We start from the raw sequence: 22589 nt of genomic DNA on the forward strand, positions 1-22589 counted from the left end.
GTCCATGACGGCATCCGCCGCCGAATCCTCCCCCCTCCTTCCCCCCGCCCGACCGGCGGCGGCCGCCGGGCCGGGCGCGGTCGCGACGGCGGCCTCCGGCGCCACGGCCACGGTCGCGGTCGAGCCTGCCGGGCCGGTGGCCGCGGCCCCGTCGCCGGTCGCCGCGAGTGAGCCGCGGCGCAGGCGGGCGCAGCACGTCGTCGCCGTCATCGCGATCACCGTGGCCGCCACCGGCGTCTACGCGTTGCTGGGGTTGACGAGGTTGTCGTTGTTCCGGGCGACGAGTCTGGATCTGACGCTGTTCGACCAGGTGGTGCGGGGGTTCGCGGCGTTGTCGGCGCCGACGAGCCCGCTGCGCGGAGTGGACCTCGGCAAGGGGTTCGGGTTCAACCAGATGGGGGAGCACTTCTCGCCCATCCTGGCCGTGCTCGCACCGCTGTACTGGATCCATGACGGTCCCGAGACGCTGATCGTGGCGCAGGCCGTGCTGTTCGCGCTGGCGGTGCCGCCGATCTGGGTGTTCACCCGGCGGGTGCTGGGGGTGGGGCCGGCCTATCTGGTGGTGGTGGCGTACGCGGTGTCGTGGCCGGTGGCGCGGGCGGCCAACTTCGACTTCCACGAGGTGGCCTTCGCGCCGCTGCTGACGGCGGTGATGATCGAGCGGTTCCACGCGGGCCGGCACGCGGGGACGGCGTTCGCGGCGGCGGCGCTCCTCCTGGTCAAGGAGGACATGGGGCTGATGGTGGCCGGGTTCGGGCTGTTCGCCGCGCTGCGCGGCCGCCGCTGGGACGGCGTCGCCTACGCGGCCGCGGGGCTGCTCTACACGGTCCTGGCCCGCCAGGTCTTCATCCCCGCCGTCGGCGGCGACCCGGACATGTACTGGGCCTACGACCAGATCGGCAGGACTCCCGGCGCCATCGTCGGCACCCTGTTCGGCGACCCGCTCCACGTGCTCTCGATGCTCGTCAGCCCGCAGGTGAAGATCGACACTTGGGCCTTCCTGCTGTGGCCGGCGCTGTTCACGTGCCTGCTGTCGCCGCTGACGCTGATGGCGGTGCCGCAGATCCTGGAGCGGGTGCTGTCGGACCGGTGGATGTGGTGGGGGACCGAGTACCACCACAGCGCCTTCACCGTGGCCGTCCTGCTGTGCGCGGGGGTGGACGGGGCGGCCCGCCTGGTGCGCTGGCTGCGCCGGCGGAACGCGCCGGTCGATCCGCGCACCGCCGGCGGCGCCTGGGCGCTGGGGGTGTGCGTGGTCGCGCTCACACTGGTGCCGCGCTTCCCGTTCGACCAGTTGATCAGGCCGGAGTTCTACGAGCGGCACCCGGACGTGGTGGCGGCCGAGCAGGCGATCCGGGAGGTGCCGGACGGGGTGGTGGTGGAGGCCGTCAACCACATCGGGCCGCGCCTGTCGGGCCGGGACACGGTGCTGCTGTGGAACGACCGGCCTCCGGTGGCGCAGTGGATCGTGGCGGACGAGGCCCGGGGCGCCTATCCGTGGCCGTCGCCGGACCGGCAGCGGGAGCGGGTGGAGGAGTTGAAGGCCATGGGCTACGAGGTCGTCTTCGACCGCGAGGGATACGTCGTCCTCCACCGCACCGACCCGCCCGTCACCCCCGCCATGTGAAGACGTCGTCGAACTGCCGGAGCATGAGGTCGGGGAGCAGCCGGTTCACGGCGACGATCATGCCGTCGCGGGCCGCCCTGGCCGCCGGGTTGCGCCAGCCGGTGACCCGCCCGATCGCCCGCGACCGCCGCACGATCGGCCGGGTCCTCGCCGTACGGGCCGCCGAGTAGGCCGCCAGCCCCGCCGCCACGCGGTCGGCGAGGTCGTCCGCCGGGAGGCCGGGGCCGACGAGCCGCGCGAGGACGACGGCGTCCTCGACGGCCTGGCACGCGCCCTGACCGAGGTTGGGGGTCATCGCGTGCGCCGCGTCGCCGAGCAGGGCGACCCTCCCGCGGTGGAACGCGGGCAGCGGGGCGTCGAGGGAGTGGATGTCGTGGCGGAGCACCGCGGCGGGGTCGGCCGCGGCGAGCAGCGCCGGGATGGGGTCGTGCCAGCGGCCGAACAGCCGGACCAGCTCGTCCCGCTCGTCCGCCGCCCGGCCGCCCGGGGGGACGACGGCCGTGGCGTAGCAGTACACCCGGTCGTTCGCGAGCGGCATGACCCCGAAGAGGAGGCCGGGTCCCCACGTCTCCGACGCCGGCACCGGGCCCTTCATCGGCACGACGATCCGCCAGCTCGTCACCCCGGCGTACACCGGGCCGGGATGGCCCGGGAAGAGCGCGCTCCGCGTCGCCGAGCGGATGCCGTCCGCCGCCACGACCAGGTCGGCCTTCAGCGTCCCGCCATCGGTGGCGACGCGGCCCGTCGCGGGGTCGGCCGCCGTGACGCGCGTGCCCAGGCGCAGCGCGCCAGGGGAGAGCGCCCCGGCGAGGAGATCCACCAGCGCCGAGCGCAGGAGCAGGACGGTGGGGTCGCCGTAACGGGCCGTCGCCTGCTCCGCGCTCGTCCGGGTCAGCCACCGTCCCGACGGCCGCCGGATGCCCGCGTCGCCCTGGATCGCGGCGAGCTTCCTGATCTCGTCGCCGAGACCGATCGTGTCGAGCGCCCGCAGCGCGTTGGGGGCCACGGCGAGCCCCGAGCCGACCGGTTCGACCGACGCGGCCTGCTCGACGACGGTCACCGCCCAGCCCCTCCGCTCCAGGGCGACGGCGGCCGTCAGCCCGCCGATCCCGCCGCCGATCACCACTGCGCGCGCCATGGACGGCCTCCTCAATCAACTACACCTGTAGTTCAGGATACTACGCCTGTAGTCCACCCTCTAAAATGGGCCCTGTGATCAGTCAGCGGGCGGCCGTCGTCGCAGATGCGGCCATCGAGATCCTGGCCGACCGCGGGATGCGCGGCCTGACGCACAGGGCTGTGGACGAGGCGGCGGGGCTGCCCCCCGGCTCGACCTCCAACCTGGCCAGGACGCGGGCGGCGCTGCTCGAACTGACCCTCGACCGGCTGACCGAGCGGGAGGAGGCCGCGCTGTCGGACGTCATGTCCGCGATCGCGCTCGACGCCCCGGCCCCCGACGTCGCCGCTCTCGCCTCCGCCCGTCCTACGGGCCCGGACACCGGCCCCGTCTCCGCCGGTCGTGCGGCCCCGGACGCCGGCCCCGTCTCCGCCCGTCCTGGGTCCGCGGACGCGGGCGCCTTCCCCCTCGCCGGGCTCGCCGCCGTGCTGGCCCGTGCCACGTACGACGCGATCACCGTGCACCGGCGGGCCACGATCGCGCGCTACGAGCTCGCCATGGAGGCCACCAGGCGGCCCGAGCTGCGTACGGTGTACGACGAGATCGGCCGCCGCTACCGAGACCCGGCCGTCGCCATGCTGGCCGCCGCCGGCGCCCCCGACCCCGGCCGCCAGGGCCGCCAGATCGTGGCGGTGACCGAGGGCCTGATCTTCGACGCCGTCGTCGGCGCGGGGGCCGTCCCCACGCTCGACGACCTCCGGGCCGGATTCGCCGAGGTCCTCCGTGCGGTCCTGCGAAGCGGGGAGGAACCCCCGGCGTCCGGGTGAGCCGGACCGAGACGGACAGGGCGTCCCGTACCGTGAGACGGGGGAAAGGCCGGTGAAGCGGCACGTCGGGACGCGTCCGGGAACCGGTCGCAGGTTAGACATGCATACCGTCTGGTCGGTACGCTGACGGCGTGAACGCAGACCCGCCCGGCCTCGACCTCGCCCGTCTCGCGGACCACCTCCAGAAGGAGGGGCTCACGGCGGGCCCGCTCACGGCCGAGCTGATCGTGGGGGGCAAGTCGAACCTCACGTACGTGGTGCGGGACGCCACGCGGACCTACGTGGTGCGCAGGCCGCCGCTCGGTCACGTTCTCGCCACGGCCCACGACATGGGCCGGGAGCACCGGGTCATGAGCGCGCTCCAGGACACCCCGGTGCCGGTGCCCCGCACGTACCACCTGTGCCTGGACCCCGAGGTGATCGGCGCGCCGTTCTACGTCATGGAGCACGTCGAGGGCGGCCAGCCGCCGCTGACCCCGGCCCTCGCCCGCGAGCTGGTCGGCGTGCTGGCCGCGCTGCACTCGATCACCCCGGACGACGTCGGGCTCGGCGACTTCGGGCGGCCCGAGGGCTTCCTGCAGCGCCAGGTGAGCCGGTGGAAGCGGCAGCTCGACGCCTCCCGCAGCCGCGAGGTCCCCGGCATCGACGACCTGTACGAGCGGCTGGCCCGCGACGTCCCGGTGTCGGGCGAGCCGGCCATCGTCCACGGCGACTTCAAGCTCGGCAACACGCTCATCGCCGGCGGCCGGGTCAGGGCGGTGCTCGACTGGGAGATGTCCACGATCGGCGACCCGCTGACCGACCTCGCCCTCTTCCTTCTGTACGGCGAGGTCACGGCCCTGGACAACGGGACCCCCGACCAGGCCCCCGACGGACGGGAGACGGTCGCCCGTTACGCCGAGGCGTCCGGCCGGGACCTGTCGAGGCTCGGCTGGTACGTCGGCCTGGCCTGCTTCAAGCTCGCGGTGATCGCCGAGGGCATCCACTTCCGCTACACCCAGGGGCTCACGGTCGGGGGCGGCTTCGCCGAGGTCGGCGCGCAGGTGGCCCCCCTCGTCGCCCGCGGACTCATGGAGGTCTGATGGATTTCGGCTTCGACGAGACGACGACGGAGCACCGGGAGCGGCTGCTCGCCTTCATGGACGAGTGCGTCTACCCCGCCGAGCACGCCTTCCACGAGCAGGCGGCCACCAGCGGATGGGGGCCGCCGCCGCTGCTGGAGGACCTCAAGGCCGAGGCGCGCAGGCGTGACCTGTGGAACCTCTTCCTTCCCGGCGAGCACGGCGCGGGGCTGACCAACCTGCAGTACGCGCCGCTGGCCGAGGTCATGGGATGGTCGCCCGGCATCGCCCCGCCCGCCACGAACTGCGCCGCCCCCGACACGGGCAACATGGAGGTGCTCGCCCAGTTCGGCAGCGACTGGCAGCGCAAGGAGTACCTGGAGCCGCTGCTGAACGGTGAGATCCGGTCGGCCTTCGCGATGACCGAGCCCGACGTCGCCTCCTCCGACGCGACCAACATCGCCACCTCCATCCGCAGGGATGGGAACGAGTACGTGATCAACGGCCGCAAGTGGTACATCACGGGCGCGATGAACCCCAACTGCGCCGTCTTCATCGTGATGGGCAAGACCGACCCCGACGCTCCGTCGCACCGCCAGCAGAGCATGGTCCTCGTCCCGCGTGACACCCCCGGCCTGACCGTACGGCGGGGGATGCGGGTCTTCGGCTTCGACGACGCCGACCACGGCGGCCACGCCGAGGTGGTCTTCGAGGACGTGCGGGTTCCCGTGGACAACCTGATCGGCGAGGAGGGCGGCGGCTTCGCCATCGCCCAGGCGCGCCTCGGGCCGGGCCGGATCCACCACTGCATGCGGCTCATCGGCATGGCGGAGCGGGCGGTGGAGCTGATGTGCCGCCGCGCCCTGTCGCGCAACGCGTTCGGCAAGGCCGTGGCCCAGCAGGGCGTCGTGCAGGACTGGATCGCCGAGTCCCGCGTCCGCGTCGAGCAGTTGCGCCTCCTGGTCCTGAAGACGGCCTGGCTCATGGACACCGTGGGCAACCGCGGCGCCCACACCGAGATCCAGGCCATCAAGATCGCCACTCCGGCCGGCGTGGAGTGGATTCTCGACAAGGCCATCCAGGTCCACGGCGCCGGTGGGCTCAGCCAGGACTTCCCGCTGGCCGGCCTGTGGGCGGGCGCGCGGTCCCTGCGGTTCGCCGACGGCCCGGACGAGGTCCACAAGCGCTCGCTGGCCTACCGCGAGCTCAAGAAGTACATGGGGTGATGTCGGTGGCATGGGATGAGGCGTCGATCGCCGAGCGGGCCCGGGCGTTCCTGGCCGAGCACGACCCGGCGCGGATGGACCGGCTCGGCTTCCTGCGCGCCCGGTTCGACGCCGGGCTGGCGTGGGTGCACTTCCCCGAGGGGCTCGGCGGCCTCGGCACGCGCCGCGACCTGCAGGCCGTCGTCGAACGGGAGCTGAAGGGCACGCCCGACAACGACCCCGGCCGCATCGGCATCGGCCTCGGTATGGCTGCCCCGACCGTCCTCGCGTTCGGCACGGACGAGCAGCGCGGGCGGTTCCTGCGGCCGCTGTGGACGGGCGAGGAGGTGTGGTGCCAGCTGTTCAGCGAGCCGGGCGCCGGTTCCGACCTCGCCACGCTCGCCACCCGCGCCGTACGCGAGGGGGGCGAGTGGGTGGTCGACGGCCAGAAGGTGTGGACGTCGAGCGCGCACACCGCCCGCTGGGGCATCCTCGTGGCCCGCACCGACCCGGACGTCCCCAAGCACCGCGGCCTCACGTACTTCGTCTGCGACATGCGCGCCCCGGGCGTCGAGGTGCGGCCGCTGCGCCAGATCACCGGGGAGGCCGAGTTCAACGAGGTCTTCCTCACGGGCGTCCGGCTGCCCGACTCGCTGCGGCTGGGCGAGGTCGGCGACGGCTGGCGCGTCGCGCAGACCACGCTGATGAACGAGCGTGTGGCGATCGGCGGGGCCCCGGCCCGGCGCTCGATGGCGGGGGTGGTCGCCGACACCTGGCGCTCACGGCCGGAGCTGCGCACGCACGACCTGCACCAGCGGCTGCTCAAGCTCTGGGTGGACGCGGAGGTCCTGCGCCTGACCGCCGTACGGCTGCGTGAGCAGCTCGCCGCCGGGCACCCGGGGCCGGAGGGGTCGGGGATGAAGCTGGCCTTCGCCCGGCTGCACCAGGAGCTGTCCGGGCTGGAGGTGGAGCTGCTCCGCGAGGACGGCCTGGCCTACGACGACTGGACCTTCCGCCGGCCCGAAGCCGTCGACTTCCTCGGCCGCGAGGCGGGCTACCGCTACCTGCGCGCGAAGGGCAACTCGATCGAGGGCGGCACCTCGGAGATCCTGCGCAACATCATCGCCGAACGCGTCCTCGGGCTGCCGTCCGAGCCGCGCGCCGACAAGGACGTCGCCTGGAAGGACCTCCCCCGATGACCGACGACCGTTCGACGAGCCTCCTCTACACCGAGGTCGAGCAGGAGCTGCGGGCCGCCGTGCGCGACCTGCTCGCCGACAAGAGCACGCCGGCTGACGTGCTGGCCCGCGCCGAGGCCGCCGCCGGGGGAGCGGCGCCGTACGACGCCGAGCTGTGGAAGGCGCTCGCCCGCGACATCGGCGCGGCCGGGCTGCTGGTGCCCGAGGAGCTCGGCGGCGCCGGCGCGTCCGCCCGCGAGGCGGCCGTGGTCCTGGAGGAGCTGGGCCGCTCGGTCGCCGCCGTGCCGTTCCTCAGCAGCGCCGTCCTGGCCACCCGCGCCCTGATGGCCGCCGGGGGCGACGTCGCCGCCGGGCTGCTGGAGCGCCTCTCCTCGGGCGAGGTCACCGCCGCCCTCGCCGTGTCGGCGGCCACCTCGCCGTACGGGCCGAAGGGGCCGGCGGTCACGCTCGGGGCGGACGGCCGGGTCTCCGGCACGGTCACCGGGGTGATCGGCGCGGAGGTCGCGGACGTGCTGCTGGTGCCCGCGCTGGCGGCGTCCGACGGGAGCCTCGCCCTGTGCGCCGTGGACGCCGGGGAGGACGCCGGCGTCGCCGCGGTCACCTCGCTCGACCTGACCCGGCCGGTGGCCACCGTCACCTTCGCCTCCGCGCCGGCCCGGGTCGTGGCGCGGCGGACGGGGACGTGGGCGCCCGGGGTCCGCGAGGCGCTCGCCACCGGAGCGGGCCTGCTCGCGTCCGAGCAGCTCGGCGTGGCCGAGTGGTGCCTCGACACGACCGTGGCGTACGTCAGGGAGCGCAGGCAGTTCGCCCGGCCGGTGGGCTCGTTCCAGGCGGTCAAGCACCGGCTGGCCGACCTCTGGCTGGAGGTCGTCGGGGCCAGGGCCGCGGCCAGGAACGCGGCCGCCCTGCTGGCCGATCCCCGGCGGGGCGAGGAGGCCGCGTCCGCGGTCGCGGTGGCGCAGGCGTACTGCGGCGCGGTGGCCGTCCACGCGGCCGAGGAGTGCGTGCAGCTCCACGGCGGCATCGGGATGACCTGGGAGCACCCAGCACATCTGTATCTCAAGCGGGCCAAGGCCGACCAGATCATCCTCGGCACACCCGGCGACCATCGGGAGGCCGTCGCCGTCCTGGCCGATCTGCCGGGGCCCGCCCCGGTGCCCTAGCCGTCCGCGCCGGGGCGCAGCGAGCTGAGCAGGAGGTCGGCGAAGTGGCGGCCGACCTCCGGCCCGGACAGCGGGCCGTCGGGGTGGTACCAGGTGCCGAGGTGGTGGACCGACCCGAAGAAGAAGTCGACCACCATCTCGGCCGGGATGTCGTCGCGGAACACGCCCGCCCGCTGGCCCTCGGCGACCAGGTCGCGGAAGCGCTCGTGATAGCGGCGCCGCTCGGCCCGGACGCTCTTGTACGTCTCCGGCGACAACTGGTGCATGGACTGGAAGAAGATCTTGGAGTCGTCGAGGTTGTCGACGGTGGTCACGACCACGTCCACCGCCGCCCCATGTAGCCGCCCGGCCACCGGGCCCTCGGCATCGGCGAACCGGTTGAGCCGCTCCATCTGCAGCCGCAGCACACGGGCGTAGATCTCGTGGAGCAGGTCGTCCTTGGAGTCGAAGTAGTGGTACATGGCGCCCTTGGTCACCCCGGCGGCCGCCACGATCTCCTGGACGGACGTGCTCTCGAAGCCGCGCTCGGCGAACAGCCGGGTGGCCTCGGCCAGCAGGCGCTGCCGCACCGGCTCCTCGACGGTTGTGCTGCGGGCCATCACGACCTCCTTCTCCTCGTCCCTTAGCGTACCGACTGGTCGGTCAAGCGGTCGCACTACCGGAGTTGCGGTACTTCCCTCACCTTGTGAGAGTTGGTATTCCCGCTCGGGTATCCCGGGAGAAAGCCGCATCACTAGTGTGGGGGGATTCGCGTGCCCAATGGGTCGATCTACGTCCCGCGTGACGAGAAGTTCACGGGCGCCTCGCCGCAGAACCTCTACGAGACCTTCTGGTTCGCCGGCAGGAAGAACAGGCTCCGGGTACGGGCGGCCGTCGGCGTGGCCGGTCTCGTCCTCGGCAACCTGATCGGGCCCCGGCTGGGGCTCGACGGGTTCCTGGCGGGCGTGGCGCTCGGCGGCCTGGCCGCCCTGACCGATCTGCTCATCGCCTGGCGTCTGCACGAGCGCACGGCCGTGTGGCGGGGCAAGCGGCGCGGCGAGGTCCGCACCGGCCGCCTGCTGCGCCTCGCGCTGCGCCGGCACGGCTACCGGGTCATGGACGGGCGGGCCGTGCCCGGTGAGGCGTCCATCGACCACCTCGTCATCGGCCCGGGCGGCGTCTGGATCGTGGACAACGAGGCGTGGGCCCCCGACGTCCTCATCGCCCGCTACGGCGAGCGCCTGTTCTTCGACGAGAAGTTCGGCACGTCGGTCGCCAAGGGGCTGATCGGGGCCGCCGCGTCGATGGCCGCCCTGCTCAGCAGGGAGACCGGCATCGAGGTGACGATCTCCCCGGTGCTGGCCGTGCACAGCGGCAGGATCAAGGCGAGGGGCGGAGTGCTCACGGGGGAGGGGCTGACCGTGGCCTACCCCTGGAGGGTCGCCGGCTGGATCCGGTCGCAGCGCACGGCCGAGCTGACGGCCGACGAGATCGAGCTGCTGGCGAGGACGGCCGCCCGCATCCTGCGCCGCATGACCTGACGGCCTCCGGGCACGCCGCGATCGATCCGGGCGAAGGGGACCGGCCGCGGCGGCGGGCAGGGCGCGCCGGGCGCCGGTGCGGGCGGGCGGAGCCGGACGGGCGAGGCCGGTTCAGGCGAGCGTCTCGACGAAGGCGGCCAGCTGGGCGACGTTGCGGCACTCGTGCATCGGCACCACCGTGCCGTACGCGGTCGCGAGCGAGTCGCCGGTGTCCCACTGCGCGCGCGGCTCCGGGTTGAGCCAGTACGCGCGGCGGGCGCGCGCGGCCAGCGCCTTCAGCGTGCCCAGCGCGGGCGCCTGGTAGTTGGACCGTGCGTCGCCGAGGATCAGCAGCGAGGTCCTGGGCCCGAGGGCGTCGGCGTGCCGTTCGGCGAACCGCTCGAAGACGTGCCCGTAGTCCGTGCGCCCGAACCGGGTGATGTCGGCCTCCCGTGCCATCCGGTCGATCGCGTCGAGCACGTCGTCTCCCGGACGGAAGAACCGGGTGATCTCGTCCACCGTGTCCACGAACGCGAAGGCCCGCACCTTCGTGAACTGCTCCCGCAGCGCGAACGTCAGCAGCAGCGTGAAGTGGGAGAACGTCGACACCGAGTCGCTGGCGTCGCAGAGGATCACCAGCTCGGGCCGGTGCGGCCGCGGAGGGCGCAGGCGGGTGGTCAGCGGCACGCCGCCCGTGGACAGCGACGCCCGGACCGTCCGGCGGAAGTCGAGCCGTCCGCGACGCCCGTGCCTGTGCCTGATGGTCAGGCGGGTGGCCAGTCTGCGCGCGAGCGGGTGGACCTCACGACGCAGCTTCTCGAGCTCGGCCTTCGTCACCCGCAGGAAGTCGAGCTGGTCGATCGGCGGCCTGACCGCGGATCTCGCGATCTTCTCGACGCCCGACTCCTCGGCGATCCTGCGCCGCACGTCGGCGGCGACGGCCTCCTGGAACGTCTCGATGCTCCGGGCCAGCTGCCGCCTCGCCACCTTCTCGGGCAGCCCGCCGCGCTCGTCGAGCATGGCCGACAGCATCCGGGCCACGAGCGTCTCCGGCGACAGGGCCCGCAGCACGGGGAAGGAGAACCACGACTGCCGCCCGGCCGCCGCGTCCAGCCGTCCGAACCGCCCGACCGCGGCCCGGGCGAAGGCGCGCAACGCCGGGTCGCCGGGGTCGCCCATCAGCAGCTCGGCGAGGCGCTCGCGCAGCTCGGGCACCTCGGCGCGGTCGAGGTCGAGGGTCTCGCCGGCCGGTTCGGACGAGCCGAGCCCGGTCACGACCGGCGGGAACCAGAGGTCGAAGAGCGTGTCGAAGCCCGGCCGGTGGGAGGGCCGCTTCACGAGCGTCGCCGCGTACGCCTCCCGGAGCGTCTCGCGCCGGGACAGGTCGACGACGGCGAGGGCGCGCGCCGCGTCGAGCCCCTCGGCCGTCGACACCGGCAGGCCGGCCTGCCGCAGCGCCCGCACGAAGCCCACGTGCCGGTCGACCAGCGAGCCGCCCGTGCCCGGCTCGCCCGCGTCCCGTCCCGGGCCGCCGACGGCGCCCGGCTCGGCGGGGCTCATCGCGGACCGGGCAGGCCCAGCTCCTTGGCCGCCCGCACGTGGTCGGAGTTGTGCTTGAGCACCACGCCGAGCGTGGCGCCGATCGCGGCCTCGTCCAGTTCCGTACGGCCGAGGGCGAGCAGCGTGTGCGCCCAGTCGACGGTCTCGGCGACGGACGGGGACTTCTTGAGCTCCAGCCCCCGCAGCGTGGCCACCGTACGGGCGAGCTGCTCGGCGATCTCCACGGGCAGGCCGGGCACCTGGGCGAGCACGATGTCCCGCTCGCGCTCGGGGGTGGGGTAGTCGAGGTGCAGGTAGAGGCAGCGCCGCTTGAGGGCCTCCGACAGCTCGCGTGTCGCGTTCGAGGTGAGCACCACGTACGGCCGGCGGGCGGCCGTGATCGTGCCGAGCTCGGGGATCGTGATCTGGTAGTCGGAGAGGATCTCCAGCAGCAGACCCTCGACCTCGACGTCCGCCTTGTCCGTCTCGTCGATGAGCAGCACGGCCGGTTCGTCGCTCCTGATCGCCCGCAGCAGCGGCCGTTCCAGGAGGAACTCCTCCGAGAAGATGTCCTCCCACGCGTCGTCGTCGGCCTGGATGCGCAGCAGTTGCTTCTTGTAGTTCCACTCGTAGAGCGCCCGCGCCTCGTCGAGGCCCTCGTAGCACTGCAGGCGGATCAGCCGGGCGCCGGTCGAGGCGGCCACGGACTTGGCGAGCTGGGTCTTGCCCACCCCCGCGGGCCCCTCGGCGAGCAGGGGCTTCCCGAGCGCCCCGGCCAGGAACACCGATGTCGCCGTCGCGTCGTCGGCAAGGTAGTCGACGGCCTCCAGCCGTCCGCGGACCTCGTCAGGCGAGGCGAACCACATCTGCGCTCCAACCGTAGACCGAATGTTGTTCTACTTTAGCGGGTTTGGACCGATCTGCGGCGTGCGATAGCCTCTAAGGGCTTTCGCGCCGCTAGCTCAGTTGGTCAGAGCAGCTGACTCTTAATCAGCGGGTCCGGGGTTCGAGTCCCTGGCGGCGCACCATGATCCCACCGGATTGCGGCCCGCCGGCTTCGGTAGTCTCGCCCTCATGAGCGGCGACGTGAATCGCGTGACAGAGGAAGCGGCCGGCAGGGCCGTCCTCCGCCGGCTACCCCGGCCGCGTCGCGCGATCCCCGGCCGCCGCCGTTGATCCGGATCGCGGTGACCGGCCACCGCGACGTCAGCCGGGACAGCGTGCCGCTGCTGGAGGCGGCCCTTCGCGGAGTCCTCGCATCGCACGCCCCCGATCTCGTCGGCATCAGCTGCCTGGCAGCCGGGGCCGACCAGTTGTTCGCGCAGGCCGTCCTCGACCTCGGCGGCCGGCTGGAGGCGGTGGTGCCCGCGGAGGCGTACGGCGACGGGGCGTTCGAGGCGCTGCTCGGCCGGGCCGCGGTGGTCCGGCGGCTGCCGTACCGGACGGCGTCCCCGGAGGCGTACGCGGCGGCCAACGACGTGATGCTCGAATCCGCCGACCTCCTCGTCGCCGTGTGGGACGGACGTCCCTCCCGTGGCGCTGGCGGGACGGCGGACGCGGTGGCGTGCGCGCGGCGGCGCGACCTTCCCGTCGTCGTGGTCTGGCCGCACGGTACGTCAAGACTTGACACTCCTTGAGCCGTTGGTTCACCTCGAAGCGTGGAGACGCTTCCCGATTCCGAGTTCCCCGCCCTCTACCGCGCCGCCGACCGCTCGGCGGTCTCCGGGCAGCGACGGCTCCTGTCCGCCACCGCGGTACGGCTGTCCGCCCTGGTCGTCGCCGCCGCGTGCGGCTCGTTCGACCTGGTTGTGGGCAGCCTGGACGCCCCGGCGACCGTGGCGGCGGCCGCCATGGCGGTCGCGCTCGTGACGGAGGTCTACCTGCTCACGACCCGTCCCGACCGGCAGTGGTACGAGGCGCGCTCGGCCGCGGAGTCGGCCAAGACGCTGGCCTGGCGTTACCTGGTCGGCGGCCAGCCGTTCGGCATCGGGGCGGGCGAGGACCACGAGCCGGAAAGACTCCTCCTCCGCCGGTTCAGCAAGATCACCGGGGATCTGCGCGGGGTGTCGCCGGTCCCGCTGGTCGATGGGGAGCTGCAGGTGACCGAGGGGATGCGGCAGATGCGCGCGCGCCCGCTCGACGAGCGCAAACGCCACTACATGGTCGGCCGTCTGAACGACCAGCGCGCCTGGTACGCGGCGAAGGCGGCGATCCACGAGCGCAAGGCCGCCCGGTGGCTCGTCACGGTCGCGGTCGTCGAGGCGCTCGGCCTGATGGCCGCCGCGATCAAGGCGGCCCTCGCCGGCAGTGCCCCCAATCTCGACCTGCCCGGGATCATGGGAGCGGTCGCCGCCGCCTGCGTGGCCTGGCTTCAGACCCGCCAGCACCAGCAGGTCGCCGGGGCGTACGCCGTCGCCGCCCTGGAACTGGGGGACATCGTCGTGCGCGCCGACTGGCCGACGACGGAGCCGGAGTGGGCGCATTTCGTCGACGAGGCGGAAGAGGCCATTTCCCGTGAACACACCCTCTGGTCAGCGTCACACGCCTGAAAGGATTAGGGTTTTGTAACGTTTAGGATAGTTAAGACACCCCTCGGGCACGCCGGAGTATCGTTGCTCGTTCAGCATTAAAGACCAGGTCAGAGTGCCGATCGCGATGTGGGATTCGCCTCCTGTGGCCCCCATAATGGGGGTACTGTAGCGGGGTCGGCGGACCCCGCTCTGACACTTTCCGAACGCTGGTTCGGGTTATTTAAGGACGGCCATGAGCACTCTCGCGGAAGAGAAGCGGACGGAAGTCGCTTCCGAGGTTGTTGACCTGCGGTTCGTTCCGCTGTCGCTCGTCCGCGAGACCGCCTCCGCCGATATCCTCCGGCGAATCAAGCCTGACTCCCCGGTCATTCCCCGCGTTCCCGTCGCGGCTTTCAACTCGTCGATCTGATTCGACCTGGGGGCCGCCATGAGTGGGCCCTTCGGGGCATTCCGGCAATTCGTCCTTAAAGTTCACAGTCGGTGCGATCTCGCCTGCGATCACTGTTACGTCTACGAACACGCTGATCAAAGCTGGCGTGGCCGTCCCCGGGTCATGTCGGACGAAACCGTCACATGGGCATCGCTCCGCATCGCCGAACACGTCAAGACCCACGGCCTGCCCCAGGTCACGGTGGTCCTGCACGGCGGCGAACCGCTGCTCGCCGGTCCCGAGCGGCTGGGCCGGATCGCGGGCGAGCTCCGCGCGGCTCTCGACCCGATCTGCGACCTCGACCTGCGCCTCCACACGAACGGCGTCCGTCTGGACGACCGGTTCCTGGACGTGTTCGCCGAGTACGGCGTCAAGGTCGGCGTGTCGCTCGACGGCGACCGGGCCGCGAACGACCTGCACCGGCGCTTCGCGGACGGCCGCAGCTCGTTCGCGCAGGCGATCCGGGCCGTCGAACGGCTGCGCGGGCGACCGGAGGTCTACGCCGGGCTGCTGTGCACCGTCGACGTGCGCAGCGACCCCGCCGCCGTCTACCGCACGCTGGCTGAGCTGGACCCGCCGCGCGTCGACTTCCTTCTCCCGCACGCCACCTGGGACGCCCCGCCGCCCCGGCCCACCCCCACGGCGTACGCCGACTGGCTGATCGAGGTCTTCGAGCTGTGGCTGGCGGAGGGCTGCCGGCCGCCCGTCCGGATGTTCCAGTCGATCATCGACGGGCCGAGCGCGACCGAGTCGCTGGGACTGCAGCCGTCGGACCTCGTCGTCATCGAGACCGACGGCGCCTACGAGCAGGCCGACTCCCTCAAGACCGCCTACGACGGGGCGCCCGCCACCGGCTTCCACGTCCTGCGGCACGACCTCGACACGGTGGCCCGGCACACCGGGATCGTGGCCCGGCGGCAGGGGCTCGCGGGCCTGTGCGCGACGTGCCGCGCCTGCCCGGTGGTGGACACCTGCGGCGGCGGCCTCTACGCGCACCGCTACCGCGAGGGCACGGGGTTCGCGAACCCGAGCGTCTACTCGGCCGACCTCTACCGGCTCATCACCCACGTACGCGACAGGATCGACATGCGCACGCACACGCTCCCGATCGAGGAACTGGCCCGCGGCTTCGGGGGCGCCCGCGACGTGGCCGGCCTCGCCGGCTCCCAGGAGAGCATCCGCCGCGCGCTGCTGGCGTCGGTGTCCGGTCAGGGGACACCGCCGGAGGCGTGGCGGCTGCTCGAGACGCTCGACAGGGACCATCCGGAGGCGGTCCGCCACGTCCTCGGCCACCCCTACGTGCGCGTCTGGGCCGCCGAATTCGCGCGCGCCCACCCCGGGCACCTGGGCAACATCGCCGCGGCCGCGGCCGTCCACGCCGGAGCCTCGGCGGTCGTGCCGGTCGAGGTGATCGGCGGGCGCGTCCACCTGCCCACCCTGGGCGTGCTGGAGGTCGCGGGGAACGGCGACCACCTGGACGTGCGCGACGGGCGGTTCTCCATCGAGGGCGGGGGGCCGTGGCATCCGGTGCGGCGGCTGACCGCGGACGGCTTCTCGATCGCGCTGGAGGACACCGACCCCTTCCGCGACTGCCACGGCTGGCCGGCCGCGCCGCGCCTGACCGACGACGAGGCCGGCCGCTGGCAGGCGGCCTTCACCGCCGCCTGGGAGCTGATCGAGACCGCCTTCCCCCGGTACGCGCCGGGGCTGCGCGCGGGCCTGACGACCGTGACCCCGCTGACCCCGGGCGAGGCCGGACGGGACATCAGTTCGACGGCGCGGCACGCGTTCGGCGCGGTGGCGGCCGCCCTGCCCGCCGGGCCCGACGTCCTCGCGCTCCTGCTCATCCACGAGTTCCAGCACGTCAAGATGGGTGCGATCCTCGACCTCCTCGACCTGTACGACGAGTCGGACGGGCGCCTGTTCTACGCCCCCTGGCGGGATGACCCGCGGCCGCTGGAGGGGCTGCTCCAGGGGACCTACGCGCACATCGCGGTCACCGACTTCTGGCGGGTGCGCCGCCACGAGGTGCCGGACCCCGGGCACGTCCAGTTCGCCCGCTGGCGCGCGGACACGGCGGCCGCCGTGGAGCGGCTCGCGGAGTCGGGCGCGATGACGCCGCTGGGCGAGCGGTTCGTCGCCGGGATGCGCGAGACGGTCGCCCCCTGGCTTTCGGAGCCGGTCCCCGCCGCGGCCGAGGCGGCCGCGGCCCGGCGGTCGCGCCGCCACCAGGCGGCGTGGACCCTCCCCGGCCGTTAATCCGGGAAATCACTGGGATCGCGGGTCTGGCACTTTCCTGACAATGTCCGCGTTCCTATAGTGATACTTCCCGGGAAGGAGGCGGATGGCATCGACAACCCCCTCTGACAGGGGTGCCGCGCGGCCGTACTTCTTCTTCAGCTACGCGCACATGCCGCGTATCGATGCCTCCGTGGGAGACCCCAATCTCTGGGTCGGCAAGCTGTTCCAGCGTCTGTGCGAGCACATCATCAACCTCACGCAGGTGCCCCCGGAAGCCGCCGGTTACATGGACCGCGAATTACGGATCGGTGATAACTGGCCGGAAGCATTGTCCAGTAATTTGTCCGCCTGCCGGGTCTTCGTCCCCCTCTACTCCCCGCGGTATTTCGAGAGCGAGCACTGCGGCAAGGAGTGGGCCGCCTTTCTCGGGCGCGCGCAGGGGCAGAGCGCCCCGAAAACCGTCATCCCCGCCCTCTGGACGCCGATGCGTCAGCTCACGTTGCCGGCCGCGGCCGAGGACATCCAGTTCAACCACGCCGACATCCATCCCCGGTACGCCGAAGAGGGCTTCTACGGGATCATCAAGCTGAGCAAGTACCGCCGGCAGTACGAGGAGGCGACGCTCGCGCTGGCCAACCGGATCATCGAGGTCGCGGAGAGCACCCCGATGCCGGAGCGGGCCATCGCCGACTATCGGACCGTTCCCAGCGCGTTCGACCACAGCATCCCCGAGCGGCCCGTCACCCTCACGGTGGTGGCCCCCGACCTGCAGCACCTCCCCGAGGGCCGGACGCCCTACCACTACGGCTGGACCGCCCGGGAGTGGGACCCGTACCGGGACCACAACGGGTCGCGGCCGCTGGCGGACTGCGCGGCCGAACTCGCCCGGGCGCGGGGGTTCCGGCCGGAGGTCGGCTCCCTGGAGGAGCACCTCGACTCGCTGGGCGCCGAGGAGCCCCAGTCGCCGGGGGTGATGCTGGTCGATCCCTGGGCCACGACGAAGGACCCGTGCAAGGAGGCGCTGCGCTCCATCGACCGGCCCGACCGGCAGTGGATCACCGTCGTGGTCCCGTGGAACCGGGGCGACCGGCAACTGCTCGCCCACGAGCCACGGCTGCGCGGATGCCTCACCGAGGCGCTCGGGGGAAAGCTCGCCGAGCCCGCGTCGGCTCCGGACGTCCCGACGCTGGACGCGTTCCGGATCGCCCTGCCGGAGGCGCTCAACAAGGCGTCCCAGCAGTTCTTCAAGTACGCCCCCGCTTACCCGCCGGAGGGCGAAAAGGTGGACAAGCCGCGACTCATGGGGCCGGAGGAGTAGAAAATGACCGAGGGCAAAGTCGTCACGTTCTACTCCTACAAGGGCGGCACCGGCAGGACGATGGCGCTGGCCAACACCGCCTGGATCCTGGCGGGCAACGGCAAGCGCGTCCTGGTGATCGACTGGGACCTGGAGTCGCCCGGCCTGCACAAGTTCTTCCGGCCCTTCCTGAGCCCCGGGGTCGTGGCCACCACCTCCGGGGTCATCGACCTGATCACCACCTACCAGTGGGCGGCGATGAAGAAGGAGCAGCGGCCCAAGGACTGGCACGTCGAGTACGCCAGGGTCGAGCGGCACGCCGTCTCCCTCGACTTCCCCTTCCCCGGCGACGGCACGCTCGACTTCATCTCCGCCGGGCGGCAGAACCGCGACTACTCCTCGCTGGTCTCCAGCTTCGACTGGGACACCTTCTACGAGCGGCAGGGCGGCGGCCAGTTCTTCAAGGCGCTGCGGGCCGACATGAAGGCCTGCTACGACTACGTGCTCATCGACAGCCGTACCGGGCTGAGCGACATCGCCGACATCTGCACCATCGAGCTGCCCGACGTGCTCGTCGACTGCTTCACCCTCTCCGACCAGGGCATCGACGGCGCCTCGTCGGTGGCCCGGCACATCGACGAGCGGTACCCGGACCGCGCGATCCGCATCCTGCCGGTGCCCATGCGCATCGAGATGGGCGAGAAGGAGAAGTGCGACGCCGGACGCAGCCACGCGCGCCGCATGTTCGACCGGTTCCCCCGCGGCATGACGCCGGAGCAGCTCAACCACTACTGGGGGGCCGTCGAGGTCCCGTACATGCCCTTCTACGCGTTCGAGGAGATCCTCGCGACGTTCGGCGACGAGCCCAACCGGCCGGGCTCGCTGCTGGCCGCGTTCGAACGGCTCGCCGGCGTGATCACCGACGGGGAGGTGACGGCGTTCCCGCCGATGGACGAGGCGGTGCGGCTGCGCCACCTGGACGGGTACGTGCGCCGGCACGCCTCCTACCAGAGCGACGTGTTCCTCAGCTACGCCGCCGAGGACCGGATGTGGGCGGACTGGATCGCCGCCGTCCTCGCCCGGTACGGCTACCGCGTCACGCTGCGCGGCATCGAGGGCGACGAGGCGGCCGACTTCCCCGGGGAGGCGCCCCGCACGGTGGCGGTGCTGTCGAACGCCTTCCTGCGCGCGCCCCGGGCGGGGGAGGTCTGGCAGCGCATGGACGCCGCCGAGAAGGCCAACCGCGGCGAGCTGATCCCCCTGCGCATCTCCGAGTCGCACTTCCCCAAGCCGTTCGGCGACCGGGCCCTGACCGACCTGACGAGGATCGGCGAGCGCGCGGCGGCGCAGACGCTGCTCAAGGCCTTCGGCCGCGCCGACGAGGGGCCCCTCGACCTGGCGGCCCTCGGCGCCAGGTTCCCCGGGAGCGTCCCCAAGGTGTGGAACGTGTCGGCCCGCAACGCCGCGTTCACCGGCCGCGGCGAGCTGCTCGACATGCTGCGCGCCCAGCTCGTCGGGGGCAACCCGGCCGTCGTCCTCCCGCAGGCGCTGTACGGCCTGGGCGGTGTGGGCAAGACGCAGGTGGCGCTGGAGTACGCGCACCGGTTCATGGCCGACTACGACCTCGTGTGGTGGATCTCCTCGGAGGACCGCGACCGCATCAACGCGGCGTTCGAGGAGCTCGGCCGGCAGCTGCACATGCCGCTCGGGGAGGACATCGCCGAGGCGGTGAACGCGGTCAAGGAGGCGCTGCGCCGCGGGGAGGAGCCGTACTCCCGCTGGCTGCTGATCTTCGACAACGCGGGCGACCCGGACGACCTGCGCGACTACTTCCCCGGCGGCTCGGGCCACATCCTGGTCACGTCGCGCAACCAGGCGTGGTCGGCGGTGGCCTCGCCTCTCGAGGTCAACGTCTTCAGCCAGGCAGAGAGCCTGGAGCACCTGAGCCGCCGCGTGCCGGGCCTGGACGAGGAGGACGCCATCAGGATCGCGGCGGCGCTGGGCAACCTGCCGCTGGCCGTGGAGCAGGCGGCGGCCTGGCTCGCGGAGTCGGGGATGTCGGCCGCGGCCTTTCTGGAGGAGCTGGAGGCGGAGACCGCCCGGGTCCTCCAGCTGGGCGCCCCCTCCGAGTACCCCCATCCGGTGGCCGTCACCTGGAACGTCTCGCTCGCCAAGCTCCGCGACAGCTCCCCCGCCTCGGTCCGGCTGCTGCAGCTGTGCGCGTTCTTCGCCCCCGAGCCCATCTCCATGCAGCTGCTGTACAGCGACGAGATGCAGCAGGCGCTGGTGCCGTACGACGACGCCCTGCGCGAGAAGCTGGTGCTGGGCCGCGTGATCAGGGAGGTCGGGCGGTACGCGCTGGCGAAGGTCGACCAGGGCAACAACACCATCCAGGTCCACCGCCTGGTGCAGGCGGTCATCCGCAGCCAGATGACGGAGGACCAGCAGGACGAGACGTGCCACGAGGTGCACCACATCCTCGTCGGCGCCCGTCCCCGGCAGGGCGACGTGGACGACCCGGACAACTGGGTCCGCTACGACATCATCTGGCAGCACCTCGGCCCGTCCCGCGCCCGTGAGTGCAAGGAGGAGGAGACCCGGCAGCTGCTGACCGACCGGGTCCGGTACCTCTGGAAGCGCGGCGACTTCGAGGCGGCCCGGGAGCTGGGCGACTTCCTCGCCGACTACTGGGAGCGCAACTTCGGCACCGAGGACCGGCAGCGGCTCCACCTGCTGTTCAACATCGCCAACGTGAAGCGGTCGCAGGGCGACTACGACGAGGCCGCCTCCCTCGACGAGTGGGTGCTCGGCATGCAGCGCCGGGTGGTCGGGGAGAACCACCCGCACACCCTGCTGACCTCCGGCGGGCTGGCCGCCGACTACCGCGCACTCGGCAGGTACGAGGAGTCGCTGGAGATGGACCGGGTCACCTACGACAGGTGGAAGAACCTGTTCGGGGAGGACCACCCCCGCACCCTCGCGGCGGCCAACAACCTCGCCCTCTGCCACCGGCTCGTGGGCGACGGGTTCAGCGCCCGCGACCTCGATCAGGACACGCTCGCCAAGCGCACCCGGGTGCTCGGGCCCAACCACCCGTACACGCTGTTCTCGGCCGCCCATCTGGCGCGCGACCTGCGCGAGATCGGCCGCTACCGGGAGTCGGTGGACCTGCTGCGGACGACGTTGCAGCACTACCGGGAGGCGCTCGGGGAGAACTTCGTCGACACCCTCCGCACGGCCAAGAGCCTCGCCGTGTCGCTGCGCCGCGCCGGCGAGCAGCACGAGGCCTGGCAGCTCGCGAAGGAGACCGACGACCGCTACCAGCAGCGCTACGCGGGGACGCCGGACGCCCTGGCGGCGCGGCTGGAGGTGGCCTGCTGCATGTCGGCGCTGGACGACAAGGCCGGGGCGCGTGAGCTGGCCGGCGAGATCGTCGACATGTACCGCGGCAGCCTCGGGCCCGAGCATCCGGGCACGCTGATCGCGGTCAACAACCTCGCCACGTACAAGCGCGGCACGGGAGACGTGGACGAGGCCCGCCAGGACGCCCAGGTGGTGGTCGACGGGCTGAGCGCGCGGCTCGGCGAGAACCACCCGGTGACCCTGGCGGCCGCGATCAACCTGGTCAACTGCCTCGCCGACGTGGGGGAGTTCGCCCCCGCGGAGCTGCTCGCGCGGGCCACCCTGGAACGGCTGCACCGCAAGCTCGGCGTTGAGCACCCGGACGCGCTCGCCTGCGAGGCGAACCTCGCGGTCATCCTGCACCAGGCGGGGGACGCGGCCCGGGCCGAGCAGGCCAGGGACCGCGTCCGCACGGTGATGGGCCGCGTCCTCGGCGAGGCGCACCCCACGGTCCGCCACCTGCGCGAGTGGGTCCTGGTCAATCGCGACCTCGAACCACAGCCCTTCTGACGACGCGGCTGGTCCCGGCCGTCAGCCAGGCGAGGATGTCCGGGAGCACCGCGAGGGACGCGAAGTGCGCGGCGCCCGCCTCGATCACGAGCGTGGCGCCGGGGATGCGCTCGCCCAGCCAGCGCGAGTGCTCCGCGGGCGAGAACACGTCCTCGTCGCCGTGCCACAGCAGGGTCGGCCGGGTGATGAGCCCGGGGTCGAACCCCCAGGGACGGCAGAACGCCAGGGCGTCGTCCACCCAGCCCGCCGGCGAGTAGCGCAGCGCCTCCGCGAAGTTCATCGCCAGCATCCGCCGGATGCCGTAGTCGGCCATCACCCGCCGGTCGGGCTCGGGCAGCTCCTCGTCCAGGGCGGGCACCATGCGGGTGGGGTCGGCCCGCACCCGGTCGGCCGTGGGGGCGAGCAGCTCCAGAACCGCGCCATGGCCGTTGGCCGCGGCGGTGTACTCGGTCACGTTGGAGACCGACATGCCCTCGAACCAGTCGAGCCCCTCGGCGTCGAGGGGCGCCAGCGGGACCAGTGCCGCGACCCGCGTCGTACGGGTGGGCAGCAGGGCCGCGCAGGCGAGCGCGTGCGGCGCGCCGCCGGACCGGCCGATGACGGCGAACGACTCGACGCCCAGGGCGTCGGCCACGTCGGCCACGTCGCGGGCCACGTCCGCGACCGTCCTCCCGGGCAGCCGGTCCGACAGGCCGTACCCCGGCCGGTCGTAGGTGATCAGCCGCACGCCCAGCCGGTACAGGACGGCCGCGCGCGGCGACGGGCCGACCCGGCTGCCCGGCGTGCCGTGGAGCAGGAAGATCGGATAACCCTCAGGTTCACCCCTTTCCTCGACCGCCAGCGTCCTCCCGTCACGAGACCGCACGAATGTGGTCAAGGCACCTCCCCGTTCCTCTTAATGCATTTCCCCCTTTCTGCTTGGTTTGTCCCATGCCGAGGCG

The 22589-nt window shown here is 72.6% G+C and carries 18 protein-coding genes and 1 tRNA gene; 14 read left to right on the forward strand and 5 right to left on the reverse strand.

What is annotated here, in order from left to right; translation table 11 throughout:
• Positions 1-4 precede the first annotated feature (4 nt).
• The gene (locus tag MPTA5024_RS32590) at positions 5-1627 is read left to right on the forward strand and encodes a DUF2079 domain-containing protein (protein ID WP_084370183.1); all 1623 of its coding nucleotides are present in this window, start codon (positions 5-7) and stop codon (positions 1625-1627) included.
• Here MPTA5024_RS32590 and MPTA5024_RS32595 read toward each other — a convergent pair.
• Entirely contained in the window at positions 1611-2765 is a 1155-nt protein-coding gene (locus MPTA5024_RS32595; RefSeq protein WP_036331525.1) for an FAD-dependent monooxygenase, read from the reverse strand. The two genes, MPTA5024_RS32590 and MPTA5024_RS32595, sit on opposite strands and share 17 nt — an antisense overlap.
• Before the next feature lie 65 nt (positions 2766-2830).
• Here MPTA5024_RS32595 and MPTA5024_RS32600 point away from each other — a divergent pair, with 65 nt between their 5' ends.
• The 5 genes from MPTA5024_RS32600 (at position 2831) to MPTA5024_RS32620 (ending at position 8199) form a co-directional block, all read left to right on the forward strand.
• Positions 2831-3571 (forward strand): TetR/AcrR family transcriptional regulator, encoded by a 741-nt coding sequence (locus MPTA5024_RS32600; protein WP_036331527.1) that lies wholly within the window; start codon positions 2831-2833, stop codon positions 3569-3571.
• 131 nt (positions 3572-3702) lie between these two features.
• A complete protein-coding gene (locus MPTA5024_RS32605) occupies positions 3703-4653 on the forward strand; it encodes a phosphotransferase family protein (protein WP_036331528.1) in 951 nt (316 codons plus the stop codon).
• The gene (locus MPTA5024_RS32610) at positions 4653-5858 is read left to right on the forward strand and encodes an acyl-CoA dehydrogenase family protein (RefSeq protein ID WP_036331530.1); all 1206 of its coding nucleotides are present in this window, start codon (positions 4653-4655) and stop codon (positions 5856-5858) included. The genes MPTA5024_RS32605 and MPTA5024_RS32610 overlap by 1 nt, the downstream gene beginning before the upstream one ends.
• The gene (locus MPTA5024_RS32615) at positions 5858-7036 is read left to right on the forward strand and encodes an acyl-CoA dehydrogenase family protein (protein ID WP_036331532.1); all 1179 of its coding nucleotides are present in this window, start codon (positions 5858-5860) and stop codon (positions 7034-7036) included. Before MPTA5024_RS32610 ends, MPTA5024_RS32615 begins: the two co-directional genes overlap by 1 nt.
• Complete coding sequence (locus MPTA5024_RS32620) at positions 7033-8199, forward strand: acyl-CoA dehydrogenase family protein (protein WP_036331534.1); 1167 nt, start codon at positions 7033-7035, stop codon at positions 8197-8199. Before MPTA5024_RS32615 ends, MPTA5024_RS32620 begins: the two co-directional genes overlap by 4 nt.
• Here MPTA5024_RS32620 and MPTA5024_RS32625 read toward each other — a convergent pair.
• Positions 8196-8798, reverse strand: a complete 603-nt coding sequence (locus tag MPTA5024_RS32625; protein WP_036331536.1) for a TetR/AcrR family transcriptional regulator — start codon at positions 8796-8798, stop codon at positions 8196-8198. The genes MPTA5024_RS32620 and MPTA5024_RS32625 overlap by 4 nt on opposite strands.
• 153 nt (positions 8799-8951) lie before the next feature.
• Between MPTA5024_RS32625 and MPTA5024_RS32630 the strand changes: the two genes are divergently transcribed.
• Entirely contained in the window at positions 8952-9719 is a 768-nt protein-coding gene (locus MPTA5024_RS32630; protein ID WP_036331538.1) for a nuclease-related domain-containing protein, read from the forward strand.
• 111 nt (positions 9720-9830) lie between these two features.
• Here the strand turns inward: MPTA5024_RS32630 and MPTA5024_RS32635 are convergent, their stop codons facing one another.
• Positions 9831-11258: a vWA domain-containing protein gene (locus MPTA5024_RS32635; RefSeq protein WP_084370184.1), complete on the reverse strand. Its 1428-nt coding sequence runs from the start codon at positions 11256-11258 to the stop codon at positions 9831-9833.
• Positions 11255-12103 carry an AAA family ATPase gene (locus MPTA5024_RS32640; RefSeq protein ID WP_036331540.1) on the reverse strand — a complete coding sequence of 283 codons (849 nt, stop codon included), beginning with the start codon at positions 12101-12103 and terminating at the stop codon, positions 11255-11257. Before MPTA5024_RS32640 ends, MPTA5024_RS32635 begins: the two co-directional genes overlap by 4 nt.
• 85 nt (positions 12104-12188) lie before the next feature.
• On the opposite strand from MPTA5024_RS32640, the gene MPTA5024_RS32645 reads away from it, so the two are divergent.
• From MPTA5024_RS32645 to fxsT, 7 genes are all read left to right on the forward strand, one after another.
• Positions 12189-12265, forward strand: a tRNA-Lys gene (locus MPTA5024_RS32645).
• A gap of 159 nt (positions 12266-12424) precedes the next feature.
• Complete coding sequence (locus tag MPTA5024_RS32650; RefSeq protein ID WP_332310651.1) at positions 12425-12874, forward strand: hypothetical protein; 450 nt, start codon at positions 12425-12427, stop codon at positions 12872-12874.
• A 21-nt stretch (positions 12875-12895) separates the two neighbouring features.
• A complete protein-coding gene (locus MPTA5024_RS32655; RefSeq protein WP_036331542.1) occupies positions 12896-13786 on the forward strand; it encodes a DUF4231 domain-containing protein in 891 nt (296 codons plus the stop codon).
• Positions 13787-14000: 214 nt separating this feature from the next.
• Positions 14001-14177, forward strand: a complete 177-nt coding sequence (locus tag MPTA5024_RS41490) for a hypothetical protein (protein WP_157099851.1) — start codon at positions 14001-14003, stop codon at positions 14175-14177.
• Between the two features lie 18 nt (positions 14178-14195).
• Complete coding sequence (locus MPTA5024_RS32660) at positions 14196-16457, forward strand: FxsB family cyclophane-forming radical SAM/SPASM peptide maturase (RefSeq protein ID WP_036331544.1); 2262 nt, start codon at positions 14196-14198, stop codon at positions 16455-16457.
• An 85-nt stretch (positions 16458-16542) separates the two neighbouring features.
• Positions 16543-17757 (forward strand): TIR-like protein FxsC, encoded by a 1215-nt coding sequence (locus MPTA5024_RS32665; RefSeq protein ID WP_084370185.1) that lies wholly within the window; start codon positions 16543-16545, stop codon positions 17755-17757.
• A gap of 3 nt (positions 17758-17760) precedes the next feature.
• Positions 17761-21648: an FxSxx-COOH system tetratricopeptide repeat protein gene (gene fxsT / locus MPTA5024_RS32670; RefSeq protein WP_036331547.1), complete on the forward strand. Its 3888-nt coding sequence runs from the start codon at positions 17761-17763 to the stop codon at positions 21646-21648.
• Here the strand turns inward: fxsT and MPTA5024_RS32675 are convergent.
• Positions 21617-22525, reverse strand: coding sequence for an alpha/beta fold hydrolase (locus MPTA5024_RS32675; RefSeq protein WP_036331550.1), 909 nt, complete (start codon positions 22523-22525; stop codon positions 21617-21619). The genes fxsT and MPTA5024_RS32675 overlap by 32 nt on opposite strands.
• Positions 22526-22589 lie beyond the last annotated feature (64 nt).

Source organism: Microbispora sp. ATCC PTA-5024 (genome assembly GCF_000511135.2).
GTDB classification, from domain to species: domain Bacteria; phylum Actinomycetota; class Actinomycetes; order Streptosporangiales; family Streptosporangiaceae; genus Microbispora; species Microbispora corallina.

Excerpts from the sequence above, each read along its gene's own strand:
- MPTA5024_RS32590 (WP_084370183.1), top strand. The coding sequence starts at position 5 with ATGACGGCATCCGCCGCCGAATCCTCCCCCCTCCTTCCCCCCGCCCGA.
- MPTA5024_RS41490 (WP_157099851.1), top strand. The coding sequence starts at position 14,001 with ATGAGCACTCTCGCGGAAGAGAAGCGGACGGAAGTCGCTTCCGAGGTT.
- MPTA5024_RS32640 (WP_036331540.1), bottom strand. The coding sequence starts at position 12,103 with ATGTGGTTCGCCTCGCCTGACGAGGTCCGCGGACGGCTGGAGGCCGTC.
- MPTA5024_RS32600 (WP_036331527.1), top strand. The coding sequence starts at position 2,831 with ATGGGCCCTGTGATCAGTCAGCGGGCGGCCGTCGTCGCAGATGCGGCC.
- MPTA5024_RS32615 (WP_036331532.1), top strand. The coding sequence starts at position 5,858 with ATGTCGGTGGCATGGGATGAGGCGTCGATCGCCGAGCGGGCCCGGGCG.
- fxsT (WP_036331547.1), top strand. The coding sequence starts at position 17,761 with ATGACCGAGGGCAAAGTCGTCACGTTCTACTCCTACAAGGGCGGCACC.
- MPTA5024_RS32595 (WP_036331525.1), bottom strand. The coding sequence starts at position 2,765 with ATGGCGCGCGCAGTGGTGATCGGCGGCGGGATCGGCGGGCTGACGGCC.
- MPTA5024_RS32610 (WP_036331530.1), top strand. The coding sequence starts at position 4,653 with ATGGATTTCGGCTTCGACGAGACGACGACGGAGCACCGGGAGCGGCTG.
- MPTA5024_RS32665 (WP_084370185.1), top strand. The coding sequence starts at position 16,543 with ATGGCATCGACAACCCCCTCTGACAGGGGTGCCGCGCGGCCGTACTTC.
- MPTA5024_RS32620 (WP_036331534.1), top strand. The coding sequence starts at position 7,033 with ATGACCGACGACCGTTCGACGAGCCTCCTCTACACCGAGGTCGAGCAG.
- MPTA5024_RS32660 (WP_036331544.1), top strand. The coding sequence starts at position 14,196 with ATGAGTGGGCCCTTCGGGGCATTCCGGCAATTCGTCCTTAAAGTTCAC.
- MPTA5024_RS32625 (WP_036331536.1), bottom strand. The coding sequence starts at position 8,798 with ATGGCCCGCAGCACAACCGTCGAGGAGCCGGTGCGGCAGCGCCTGCTG.
- MPTA5024_RS32635 (WP_084370184.1), bottom strand. The coding sequence starts at position 11,258 with ATGAGCCCCGCCGAGCCGGGCGCCGTCGGCGGCCCGGGACGGGACGCG.